General features: G+C 32.6%; 11 protein-coding genes. 8 read left to right on the top strand and 3 right to left on the bottom strand.

Annotated features, from left to right (window positions below):
- Positions 1–3: 3 nt before the first annotated feature.
- Positions 4–3,171: a carbamoyl-phosphate synthase (glutamine-hydrolyzing) large subunit gene (carB, locus tag ACY3IT_RS09540; RefSeq protein WP_463082710.1), complete on the top strand. Its 3,168-nt coding sequence runs from the start codon at positions 4–6 to the stop codon at positions 3,169–3,171.
- Positions 3,135–4,577 carry an argininosuccinate lyase gene (argH, locus tag ACY3IT_RS09535; protein ID WP_463082709.1) on the top strand — a complete coding sequence of 481 codons (1,443 nt, stop codon included), beginning with the start codon at positions 3,135–3,137 and terminating at the stop codon, positions 4,575–4,577. The genes carB and argH overlap by 37 nt, the downstream gene beginning before the upstream one ends.
- On the opposite strand, the gene ACY3IT_RS09530 is transcribed toward argH, so the two are convergent.
- From ACY3IT_RS09530 to ACY3IT_RS09520, 3 genes are read right to left on the bottom strand one after another with little or no spacing between them, the layout of a single operon-like run.
- On the bottom strand, positions 4,567–5,559 hold the full coding sequence (locus ACY3IT_RS09530) for a DUF128 domain-containing protein (RefSeq protein WP_463082708.1): 993 nt from the start codon (positions 5,557–5,559) through the stop codon (positions 4,567–4,569). The genes argH and ACY3IT_RS09530 overlap by 11 nt on opposite strands.
- 9 nt (positions 5,560–5,568) lie before the next feature.
- The gene (locus tag ACY3IT_RS09525) at positions 5,569–5,829 is read right to left on the bottom strand and encodes a hypothetical protein (RefSeq protein ID WP_463082707.1); all 261 of its coding nucleotides are present in this window, start codon (positions 5,827–5,829) and stop codon (positions 5,569–5,571) included.
- 18 nt (positions 5,830–5,847) lie between these two features.
- Positions 5,848–6,027 (bottom strand): hypothetical protein, encoded by a 180-nt coding sequence (locus tag ACY3IT_RS09520; RefSeq protein ID WP_463082706.1) that lies wholly within the window; start codon positions 6,025–6,027, stop codon positions 5,848–5,850.
- A 123-nt stretch (positions 6,028–6,150) separates the two neighbouring features.
- Here ACY3IT_RS09520 and ACY3IT_RS09515 point away from each other — a divergent pair, with 123 nt between their 5' ends.
- The 6 genes from ACY3IT_RS09515 to ACY3IT_RS09490 all read left to right on the top strand — a co-directional run bounded on the left by ACY3IT_RS09515 (position 6,151) and on the right by ACY3IT_RS09490 (position 11,813).
- Positions 6,151–6,930: a sugar phosphate isomerase/epimerase family protein gene (locus tag ACY3IT_RS09515; protein ID WP_463082705.1), complete on the top strand. Its 780-nt coding sequence runs from the start codon at positions 6,151–6,153 to the stop codon at positions 6,928–6,930.
- A 127-nt stretch (positions 6,931–7,057) separates the two neighbouring features.
- A complete protein-coding gene (locus ACY3IT_RS09510) occupies positions 7,058–7,903 on the top strand; it encodes a MurR/RpiR family transcriptional regulator (protein ID WP_463082704.1) in 846 nt (281 codons plus the stop codon).
- Between the two features lie 18 nt (positions 7,904–7,921).
- A complete protein-coding gene (locus ACY3IT_RS09505; RefSeq protein WP_463082703.1) occupies positions 7,922–8,875 on the top strand; it encodes a phosphoglycerate dehydrogenase in 954 nt (317 codons plus the stop codon).
- A gap of 108 nt (positions 8,876–8,983) precedes the next feature.
- Complete coding sequence (locus tag ACY3IT_RS09500) at positions 8,984–9,970, top strand: C4-dicarboxylate TRAP transporter substrate-binding protein (RefSeq protein WP_463082702.1); 987 nt, start codon at positions 8,984–8,986, stop codon at positions 9,968–9,970.
- A gap of 77 nt (positions 9,971–10,047) precedes the next feature.
- On the top strand, positions 10,048–10,527 hold the full coding sequence (locus ACY3IT_RS09495) for a TRAP transporter small permease (protein ID WP_463082701.1): 480 nt from the start codon (positions 10,048–10,050) through the stop codon (positions 10,525–10,527).
- Positions 10,528–10,529: 2 nt separating this feature from the next.
- Positions 10,530–11,813: a TRAP transporter large permease gene (locus ACY3IT_RS09490; RefSeq protein WP_463082700.1), complete on the top strand. Its 1,284-nt coding sequence runs from the start codon at positions 10,530–10,532 to the stop codon at positions 11,811–11,813.
- Positions 11,814–11,820: the final 7 nt, after the last annotated feature.

The raw sequence follows: 11,820 nt of genomic DNA, 5'->3' as shown, positions 1-11,820 counted from the left end.
AGATTGTCTAAAAAGTATAAAAAAGTACTTGTGATTGGTTCAGGACCAATAGTTATTGGTCAAGCTGCAGAATTTGATTATTCAGGTACTCAAGCTTGTAGAGCTTTAAAAGAAGAAGGGATTGAAGTAGTACTTATAAATTCTAATCCCGCAACAATCATGACAGATTGGGAAATGGCAGATAGGATCTATATAGAACCTATTACTGCTGAAGTGGTAGAAAGAATTATTGAAAAAGAAAGACCAGATGGTATAATTGCTACTCTTGGTGGACAAACAGGCTTGAATTTAGCAATGGAACTTGCATCTAAAGGGATTATTGAGAAATATGGAATTCCTCTTTTAGGGTGCTCGTTAGAATCTATAAGTATGGCAGAGGATAGAGAACTTTTTAGAAAGAGGATGGAAGAGATTGGTGAACCTGTTTTACCAAGTATTGTTGTAAGATCTATGGATGAAGGAAGAAAAACTTTAGAGCTTATTGGCCTTCCTTTAGTGATAAGGCCAGCTTATACCTTAGGAGGTACTGGTGGGGGAATAGTAGAAACAGAGGAAGAATTTGAAAAAGCGTTATTGAGAAGTTTAAAGTTGAGCCCTGTAAGTCAAGCCCTTCTTGAAAAAAGTGTGGTAGGTTGGAAAGAAATAGAATTTGAAGTAATGAGAGATAGAAAAGGAAATGTAATAACAGTATGTAGTATGGAAAATGTTGATCCTATGGGAATTCATACTGGTGATAGTATTGTTGTAGCACCTACTCAGACTCTTAATGATATAGAATATCAAATGCTTAGGAGTGCTTCTTTGAAAATTATAACAGCTTTGAAGATTGAAGGTGGATGCAATATTCAATTTGCTTTAAATCCATATAAAAGGGAATACTTTGTGATTGAGGTTAACCCAAGAGTAAGCAGATCATCAGCATTGGCTTCAAAAGCTACAGGTTTTCCAATAGCCAGAATTACAGCTAAGATTGCTATTGGAAAAACCTTGGATGAAATAAAAAATCCGGTAACTGGAGAGACTTACGCAGCTTTTGAACCTACATTAGATTATGTGGTAGTTAAGATTCCAAAATGGGGATTTGAAAAATTTAAAGTTAAGAATAGGAAACTTGGAACACAAATGCAAGCTACTGGTGAGGTCATGGCTCTTGGTAGAACTTTTGAAGAGGCTTTACTTAAAGCTTTGAGGTCCTTAGAAGTTGAAGCGGGATTATTTGATAGAAGATTTTCTTATATGTCAGATGAAGAGATAAGAAATGGATTGAAAAATGCGGATGATAGAAGATTATTCCTTATAGCTGAAGGATTTATGAGAGGTTATTCCATAGAAGAAGTTTATGATCTAACTAAAATTGATAAATTTTTCTTAACAAAAATTTATAACCTTATAGAAATATCCAAAATATATAAAGATAAATCTCTTAATGAAATTTCACCTGAAGAGTTAAAGAGTCTGAAAAAGATTGGATTTGGAGATTATGATTTGTCATGTTTCCTTAAGTCTACAAAAGAAGATATTTTCGCCTATAGAAGACTTCATAAAATCTTTCCAGTATATAAGATCGTAGATACCTGTGCTGCCGAATTTTCTGCTAATACTCCCTATTACTACTCCACATATGAAGATGAGAACGAAGCTCAGAAAAATCCACAAAGGTCAGTAGTGGTCATAGGTAGTGGACCTATAAGGATAGGACAGGGAATAGAATTTGACTATTGTACAGTCCATGCAGTTAAGGCAATAAAAGAAGAGGGACTTGTTTCTATAATGATTAACAATAATCCTGAGACGTTAAGTACAGATTTTGATATGTCTGATAGACTTTATTTTGAACCTCTTACAAGTGAAGATGTGACTAATATTATGGAACAGGAAGAACCTCTTGGATTTATCTCCCAATTTGGAGGACAGACAGCTATAAACTTATCTAAGAATCTGGAAAAAAGAGGGTTTTATCTACTTGGTACTTCTCAAAAGAGTATTGATTTGGCAGAAGATAGAGAAAAATTTGATAGATTTTTAAGGATGAATAAAATACCACGACCTAAAGGATTTTATATAAGAAGCTTAGAAGAGGCAAAAGAGGTAATAAAAGAGATTGGTTTTCCTGTATTATTGAGGCCTTCATATGTTTTGGGGGGTAGGGCAATGATAATTGTAAAAGATATGGAAACTTTGGAAAGTTATTTTAAAAGAAGGGATATAATTCTTCCCTTATGGATGGATCAGTTTATTGTTGGTAAGGAAGCAGAGGTTGATATACTCTGTGATGGCAAGGAGGTTTTTATTCCGGGAGTTATGGAGCATATTGAGAGGGCAGGAATTCATTCTGGAGATAGTACCGCTGTTTTTCCACCTTATTCTCTATCAAATGAAATCATAGATACTATAGTGGATTACTCTACTAAAATAGCTTTAGGACTTGAAGTTAAAGGACTTTTAAATATTCAATATGTGATCTCTGATAAGACAAACGAAGTATATGTTTTAGAAGCAAATCCAAGAGCATCAAGGACTGTACCCTATTTAAGTAAAGCATTAAAACTTCCTTTAGTTAAATATGCAACTAAAATTGCTTTAGGATACACCATAAGAGAGCTTGGCTTAAAACCTGGCCTTTATCCGAAACCAAATTATTATGCTATTAAGGCTCCTGTATTTTCCTTTACCAAGATTAAGGGTGCTGAAGTAGAACTTGGCCCCGAAATGAGATCTACAGGTGAAGTTATGGGAATAGATTATGAATGGGCTAAAGCTCTTTATAAGGCTCTTTATGCCAGTGGTATTAAAATTCCAATAAATGGAGGGAAAATATTTGTAACCTCTGTTTTCTCAGCCCCATGGGAAAAACTAATTTTAAAGGGTTATAAACTTTATTCTCTTGAAGATAAAGAAGGATTTATAAAAGTGAATTTCAAGGATGATGAAATGTCTACCCTTGCATCTTACGAATTCGACCTTGTTATTGCTATAGACGATAAGGATAAAGGTTGGAGAAGAGCTTGTTATGATATTGGGTTGCCATGTATTGTTACAGAGGATATGTTTAATGCAGTTATAAAAATGCTTGATGAATTTGGAGATTTGGATGTAGATTATAGAGCTGTTCAAGATTTTTATAAGGAGGAAGTATGGCTCTCTGGGGAAGCCGTTGGAGAAAATCATTAGATAAAGCTGTGGAAGAATTTACTTATTCTTTGGATTTTGACAAAAGGCTATTTAAAGTTGATTTAATTGGTACTTTAGCCCATGTATTAATGCTTAATAAAATTGGTCTAATAACAAATTGGGAGATAAAAGTTTTAGTAGAGGAAATTAAAAATCTTTATGAATTGTTAAAAGATGATATTGATAATATAAAGGATAGTGAAGATATTCATACGTATGTAGAAGAAAATCTAACTCAAAAAATCGGTGATATAGCTAAGAAGATACACTCTGGAAGGAGTAGAAATGATCAAGTTGCGTTAGATTTGAGGCTTTACTTAAGAGAAGAAGCATATGAACTTTCTCAGTTGATCTTGAAAATTAGAGAAAATCTTTTATATATAGCGGAGAAATATATAGATTTTCCTATACCTGGTTATACTCATCTACAAGAAGCACAGCCAGTCTCTATAGGGCACTATTTTTTGGCTTATGATTCAATGTTTGCAAGAGACTTAGAAAGATTGGGTGAACTTTATAAAAGATTGGATGTAATGCCTCTTGGTTCTGGAGCTTTAGCAGGAAGTAATCTACCACTTGATAGATATTATGTAGCAGAAATTTTAGGGTTCTCAGAAGTATCAGATAATAGTATGGATTCGGTGGCTGATAGGGATTTTGTAGCCGATTTTATATATTTTTCATCTCTTGTTTTTACTCACCTATCTAAGCTTTCTGAAGAGATTGTTATATGGTCTACACAAGAATTTTCTTTTATTAGACTTCCAGAAGAATACTCCACAGGTAGTAGTATGATGCCTCACAAAAGAAATCCTGATGTAGCTGAACTTACCCGTGGAAAAACAGGGAAGATTATAGGTAACCTTGTGAATATTCTAACTATTTTGAAGGCTTTACCCTTAAGTTATAATAGAGATCTCCAGGAAGATAAACCTGCAGTTTTTTTAGTGATAGACGAATTAAAATTGGCATTAAAAGTATGGAGTAATTTTATACTGAATTTAGAATTTAATATGGATAGAATAGAAAAGATTTTAAGAAATGATTTTCTCTATGCAACTGATATAGCAGAATATTTAGTCTTAAAAGGGATGCCCTTTAGGGATGCTCATAAAACGGTGGGAGAAGTAGTAAAGTATTGTGAAGATAATTCGAAGAGTTTTAAGGAACTTAGTATAGATGAATGGAAAAATTTTTCTCCCCTTTTTGACGAAGAAATTTTTAAATTATTAAATCCAGAAGAAAGTATCAAATCTAAGAAAACATGGGGAAGTCCTAATCCATCATTAAATAGAGAGGTAATAAAAAAGAAAAGACAGTCTATAGAAGATCAAAAATTAAAATGGGAGCTTATAAAAGATAAACTGCCAACTATAGACAAGATTATCGAAAGAATTATTTTGTAAGATCCTTAATAGGTACAAGATCTTCATATTTATAAAGTATACTCATGGCTTCGTTCATAGCATCAATATTTGATTCAATGACTCCTGCTAATGGGTTTAAACCTCCTATAATTACTAAACCTGTAGATCCTTGAGTTACTGGAATACCAAATAGCTCTTGGTTAGGTTTTCCCAAATAGATTTTACCTTTTATTCCAAGGTCTCTTATTTCTTCTATAACTTTCTCAGTCTCATCCCTTGCTGTGTTTGGGAGTTCTCTAAATGTTGCGAGTACTTTACCTTCTCCATTTTTAACCACGGATAATATAGATGTCATTCTACTTTTAATAAATACTTCTAAAGGATCTAAAGTAGAACCATTATAATTTATGGCTTCTAAAAATCTAACTGGCTCATGATTTTTAACTTCTAATACTCCACCAAATTTAGCATCTAAAGGAATGCCTCTTTTTAATAAAATTCCATGTATTGTTACACTGCATACTGTACCAACAATTACCTTTTTTTCTGGAACAATTATACCAGGGGTAATTTCTTCTTCCTCTTTGTCAAAGATGATTGTTTTGTCGCTTACTCCATATCCTTTTTTAAGGATCTCTTTTATTATTTGAAGGGATTTTTTGAGGTCTTTTTTATTGATTATAGATAAGTTTAAAATTACATTGCCTTTTCCACTTTTATCTAAGGTTACTTGATAAGCTAAATTTAGAATTTTACTAATAATAAATCCTAACTTATCTGCAACTAAAGCTTTTTTGATTTCTTCTCTACCTTTATCTGTTATGATTCTTCCTTTTTTACCATCTACTTTGGTTAAGCCCCTTTCGTCCATTATCTTTAGGTGATACCTAACTGCTCTTTCGGATAGTTCTATACCTTTTTCTACCAATTTTTTTGATATAGTGTTAGCTCCTACAGGTTCTGTATAGTTATTTAATATTTCAAGAATTGCAACTAATTTTCTTTCTATATCTTTATTCATCTCTTATCTTTAATGGATATATGGTGAGGGAGGAAAGAGTAAATCCCAATCTTCATCTTGATTTAGCCAACCTTCTTGCATAAGAAACTTTTTTGTGGCTAAAGCAAGAAATTGAGCAAGTAGAAAATAATCATCATCTATATTCCCATCAAGCTCATCTTTCAATCTTTCAGAGAGTTCTAAACGATCTACATAACTCTCTAAGGCTGTATAGTAAAAAGTTATCAATTTTTCTTCCCAATCAAAGTTTTTTTTAGGATTCTTATTCAATATTAATCCTCCCTAAAATTAGTCTTTTTTAAGATTTATCTGTACAGAGGGATCTTCTAATACCCATCTTAGTAAAACAATCATCTTTTGAGCTGTTTCTCTTCTTATATATTCAGGCCCAAAGTTATCTAATAATTTAGAGTGCTTGTAGTTACTTAGTTCTTGAATTAGCTGTTTTATTTCTTCTGGCTTTCTCATAATCTTTTCAACCTCCTATACAATATTTCTTTTAGTGTTTCTCGGATAGTTTAGCATAGATTAATGTATTAAGCAAGTTATGTTAGAATTTGAGTAGTAAAAAAAGAAAGGGGGAAAGATTTTATGGAATTAGTATGGTCAACAAGTAATATTTGGAATTTATCCTTAGAAGAGGTTTTGTTATTAGGAAAAGATTTTTCAAAATATGTAATATTAGATATGGGAAAAATTAGAGGTTTTTTGAAAGAAAAGAGCATTGATAATTTGAAAAATTTGTTTCATGAATATGATTTAAAAACACTTATGATTATTCATGATGAAAAGGTGGGAGAGAAATTTGATGAGGAAAAGATTAAAGAGATTTTAGTTTTGTCTCATCGTTTAAACATACCTTATTTTTTTATTAATTCAGATATAAAACCTGAAAATCTTAGTTTTATTGTTGCCATGGAAGTTTTTAAAAGGAATTTGGAAAGATTGAAGGAGATAGTTGATATTCCATTAGTGATTAAAAATAACTTTTATGGAATTGTAAACACATTTGGAAAAGCATATAAATTGGCAAGAAGCTTAGATAATGTTTTCTTGTATTTTGATATATTTCATTATTATTTGTCTGGTGAAGAGCTTGATGTTTTTATGGATAAAGATCTATCTTTAATCAAGTTTGTTGTATTGAAAGATGCAGAGAATGTTCCGAGATATTATTTAAGAGAGCATCAACAACTCTTTCCTGGAGATGGGGTTATCCCTATTACTCAGATTTTTAGTTATCTAAGGGAAGGGGGTTTTGATGGATATGTGGTACCAGAGATAAGAAGACCTGAATATGATAAAATGCAACCAAAAGATTTTGTGAATATTTTATTTGAAAAGTCTAAAAACATATTGAGTAATATTTAATTTTTATGTAAAAAATTTTCTCCATACAATCTATTGACTAAATATCTTTTTCTATGTTATTATTTGTAATGTAGTATTTAACGATAATTTTTGTTTATGAAGAAAAATTTCTTCTGAGGTGTTAAAAATGGAAAATAATGTTTTGGAAAAAATAAAGGAGAAAAAACATTTATTTAGAGAGTCAGAGGAAAAAGTTGCTAATTATATATTGACTCGTTGGCAAGAAGTTTTGCACCTTCCAATTACAGAATTAGCTGAAAGAATTGGGGTTAGCGAGGCTACTATAGTAAGAATGTGTAAAAAAATGGGTTTTAGAGGTTTCCAGGAATTAAAAATAGCGTTGGCTATGGATAAGATTCAACCTATAAAAACAGTACATCAGGCTGTTCAGGAAGGGGATGATTTGGAAACAATTTTAAAGAAGATTTTTTCAGCAAATATAAGAGCCATGGAAGCTACTTTGAATGTATTATCTGTGAATGAACTTGAAAGGGCTATTGATGCTCTTTGTAATGCAAGGCAAATTCAAATATATGGAGTTGGTGGCTCTGGTCCTGTTGCCCTTGATGCTCAGCACAAGTTCATGAAAACAGGTATTCCTACAGTAGCCTATATAGATAGTCATATGATGGCTATGTCTGCTAGTATTTTAGAACCTCAGGATGTTGCTATTGGAATATCAGCATCTGGTAGTAGTAAAGATATAGTGGAAGCACTGGCATTAGCAAAAGAAAGAGGTGCCACAACTATAGGGATTACACACTATGCTAAAACCCCTATGGATAGAGTTTTAGATATTAAACTATCTGTATCCTCTGAAGAGACTTTCTATAGAACTGAAAGTACTTCAGCTAGGATTGCTCAACTTTCAATAATAGATACTCTTTATATTGGTGTTGCTCTAAAAAGATTAGATAAGACTATAGAAAACTTGAGGCTTACTCGAGAGGCAATAGTTCCTAAGAGATTTTAAAAGAAGGGAGCGAGGCGTTTGGGATTTAAAGTACTTATTACTCCGAGAAGCTTTGAACATATAAAAGATGAGTTTTGGGGGTTGTTAAAAGATGCAGAGATAGAAGTTGTCATGAATCCCTATGGTAGGGTTATTAAAGAAGATGAAATGGTAGAACTTGTTAGAGATATGGATGGAATTATTGTTGGTATAGATCCAATAACAAAAAAAGTAATTGATAATGCAAGAAAATTAAAGGTCATTTCAAAATATGGGGTTGGTGTTGATAATATAGATTTAGAGGCAGCAAAAGAGAGAAATATTGTTGTTACAAATACTCCCAATGCTAATAGTAATGCAGTGGCAGAGTTAACTGTAGGTTTAATTATCTCTGTATTAAGAAACATTCCCCTTTCTGATAGGAGGGTAAGGGAAAAGAAATGGGATAGATTCATAGGTTATGAATTATATGGAAAAACCCTTGGAGTAATAGGTACAGGAAGTATAGGAAAAAGGGTTATAAAGTTATTAAGAGGCTTTGATTTAAATATCCTTTGTTACGATAAGTTTCCAGACTATGAATGGGCAGAGAAAGAAAATGTTAAATATGTAGATTTCAACGAGTTATTAAAGAGGTCAGATATTATAACTATTCACATTCCATTAACAGAAGAAACAAGACATTTAATTTCTGAGAGAGAACTATCATTGATGAAGAAAACAGCAATAATAATAAACACATCGAGAGGTGGAATAATAAACGAAGAAGATCTCTACAAATTTCTAAAAGAAGAGAAAATATATGGAGCTGGATTAGATGTACTTGAAGATGAACCCCCTAAAAACTCACCTCTTATTGAACTTAACAATTTAGTAATTACATCTCATATTGGAGCTCATACACAGGAGTCAATAGAAAACATGGCATTTATAGCAGTTGATAACCTTATTTCAGTTCTGAAGGGTAAAGAACCTAAATTTAGGGTTTGCTAAATTATGAGAATTGGGGGTGGGAATGGAAGTATAAAACTGTTGGGATGCTTAAGATTTTTAAAGATCTCAGTTTTTAAGTAAGAAATGTTACAGGGAGGTAGGTAAAAAATGAAAAAGTTTCTAACGTTATTTACTTTAGTTTTATTGATTTTAGTGGTACCACTTTTTGCTCAAGCCCCCAAATATGTTTTAAAGTTTAATCATGTGCTTTCTCCTCTTGATCCATATCATGAAGGATTCTTAAAATGGGCAAAGGCAGTAGAAGAGAGAACAAAGGGTGGTTTAAAGATAGAAGTATATCATAGTGCTCAACTTGGAGTAGAAGAGGATATATTAGAGCAGATTAGACAAGGAGCTAATGTAGGTCAAAATACTGATGCTGCAAGAATGGCTATGTATTTACCAGAAATTGGAGTTATGAATTGTCCATATTTTGTAGATTCTGTGGATGAGGTAGCAAAACTCAAGAAAATGCCAACAGTACATAATTGGTTGAAGACTCTGGAAGAAAAGTATGGCTTTAAGGTACTATCTTTTACTTGGGTACAAGGCTTCAGGCATTTTATGACAAATAAGCCTATTAGGAAGCCTGAAGATCTCAAAGGCTTAAGAATTAGGACTCCTGGTACTCCTGTTTGGCAAGAATCTATTCGTGCTCTTGGAGCAACTCCTGTTGCACTTGCTTTTGGTGATGTATATCCTGCTCTTCAACAGAAGGCTATCGATGGAGTAGAATTGGTTTATAATAATATACCTGGAATGAGACTTTATGAGGTTTTGAAGTATGTTAATGAAACAAGACATATTCTCCTTATAAATTTTGAGGTAGTAAGCGCAAAATGGTTTAGAAGTTTACCTCCTACGTATCAAAAGATTCTTGAAGAAGAATGCGATAAAGCAGGATTGGAAACTACAAAAGTGGTATTCCAGAAGGAAGAGGACGTAAAGAGATTAATTCAAGAAAAAGGAATGATTGTAGTTCCCATGAAAGATATTGATCTTGATGCCTTTAAAAAGGCTGGAGAAAAGGCATATGAAGTATTGAAAGTTAAGGAAGTAAAAGAAAGAATCTGGAAAGAGTTGAGAAAGAAGTAATAGTATAAATCAAAGTTAATATATGGGGAGCCTTTATAGGCTCCCCATAAGTTTGTTTAATAAAGGGGGAAGATTAAATGAGGAAGGTATATGAAATTTTTGGAAAAGTAGAAGAATTTATTTCAGGAGTTTTTTTAGTAGCTATAGTTACACTGGTATTTATTGGTGGAGTGGCAAGGTTTCTTCATAATCCTATTTATTGGGCAAATCCTCTTGCAAGTTTTCTATTTGCGTGGGCTGCTATATTAGCAATGGATACTGCTTATAGACAGGATAAACTTATGAATGTAGATTTTTTGGTGAAAAGATTTTCAAAGAGAGTTCAAGGTTATATAAGAATATTTAACTATTTAGTGATTTCTGATTTTTTAATATACCTAATTATATTTGGTGTTAGACTGTCTTTTATACAGAGATATAGGACTTTTGAAGGGATGTATGGTTTTAGTTATATGTGGGCTACTTTAAGTATTCCTTGTGGGGCTATTTTCCTTTTAATAACCACTTTAGTAAAGATTATTGATGAAATAAAAGGTTTACAAAATAGGAGGAATTAAACATGCTATTAGTTATCATATTTTTCTTTCTATTTATGCTTCTTGGTATGCCGGTAGTTTTTGCCATAGCTATTTCAGGATTTTTATTTTTTCTACAACATCCTGAAATTCCAATTACTACTCCAATTCAACAACCTCTTTCTCAAACTATAAATTTTGCACTTCTTGCGATTCCCTTATTCATAACAGCAGGAAATATGATGAATAAAACAGGCATAACTAAGAGATTAATAGATCTATCCGTGATTTTAGTAGGACACCTGAGAGGTGGTCTTGCCCAGGTAACTTGTGTCCTTTCTGCTTTAATGGGTGGTGTATCCGGTTCTGCCATAGCTGATGCTGCTATGGAAGCTCGCATGCTTGGTCCTGAGATGATAAGAAGGGGCCTTCCTAAGGGATATGCAGCAGGAGTATTAGTTTATTCTTCATTAGAAGTGCCAACAATTCCGCCCAGTATTGGATTAGTACTTTTTGGAACTATTGCTCAGGTTTCAATAGGTAGACTTTTTGCAGGGGGAATAGTACCAGGTCTTTTAATAATGGTATATCTTATGATAACAGTCGCAATTACAGCTAAAATTAGAAATTTTGCTCCTTTAAGGGAAAAGAGACCTTCTGCTAAGGAAGTAGCCACAGGTTTTCTAAAGAGTATATGGGCAATTCTTTTCCCTATCATATTACTTGTTGGACTTAGAGGGGGATTTTTTACTCCTTCTGAGATAGGAGCTCTTTGTGTAGTATATGCGGTATTGGTTGGACTTTTGGCTTATAGAGAACTTAATTTTAATAATTTCGTAGAAGCCTTGAAAAGTTCTGTTACTGATATAGGAGCTACCATGTCCTTAATTGCTTTTTCAAGTATTTTTTCTTATGGTATAGTATGGGAAAGAATCCCAGAATTAATATCAAACTTTATTTTAGGGATAACTAATAATCCTTTTGTGTTCCTTCTTATTTTAATTGTAATTCTTCTTATAGCTGGATCTTTTATTGATGCTACAGTTCTCATCTTGATGTTAACTTCCATATTTTTCCCAATAGCAATAAAGCTTGGAATTGATCCAATACATTTTGGTCTTATATTTGTAATTGCTTGTGCTGTTGGTAATTTTACACCCCCAGTAGGAGCAGCTATGTATGCTGTATGTACCATATTAGATGTCTCCTTAGAAGAATATTTAAAAGAATCGTGGCCATTTCTTGTAGCTATTGTTATTGCGATTATTACTATAATTTTATATCCAGATTTAGTACTGTTTATTCCTAACTTAATATTTGGAAAATAGGAGGGAT

It is taken from the genome of Dictyoglomus sp. GBS (assembly GCF_055179815.1).
The sequence above is the reverse complement of the archived record's forward strand: the minus strand, read 5'-3'. Positions and strand labels throughout refer to the sequence as shown.

Excerpts from the sequence above, each read along its gene's own strand:
- argH (WP_463082709.1), top strand. The coding sequence starts at position 3,135 with ATGGCTCTCTGGGGAAGCCGTTGGAGAAAATCATTAGATAAAGCTGTG.
- ACY3IT_RS09530 (WP_463082708.1), bottom strand. The coding sequence starts at position 5,559 with ATGAATAAAGATATAGAAAGAAAATTAGTTGCAATTCTTGAAATATTA.
- ACY3IT_RS09520 (WP_463082706.1), bottom strand. The coding sequence starts at position 6,027 with ATGAGAAAGCCAGAAGAAATAAAACAGCTAATTCAAGAACTAAGTAAC.
- ACY3IT_RS09515 (WP_463082705.1), top strand. The coding sequence starts at position 6,151 with ATGGAATTAGTATGGTCAACAAGTAATATTTGGAATTTATCCTTAGAA.
- ACY3IT_RS09510 (WP_463082704.1), top strand. The coding sequence starts at position 7,058 with ATGGAAAATAATGTTTTGGAAAAAATAAAGGAGAAAAAACATTTATTT.
- ACY3IT_RS09500 (WP_463082702.1), top strand. The coding sequence starts at position 8,984 with ATGAAAAAGTTTCTAACGTTATTTACTTTAGTTTTATTGATTTTAGTG.
- ACY3IT_RS09495 (WP_463082701.1), top strand. The coding sequence starts at position 10,048 with ATGAGGAAGGTATATGAAATTTTTGGAAAAGTAGAAGAATTTATTTCA.
- ACY3IT_RS09490 (WP_463082700.1), top strand. The coding sequence starts at position 10,530 with ATGCTATTAGTTATCATATTTTTCTTTCTATTTATGCTTCTTGGTATG.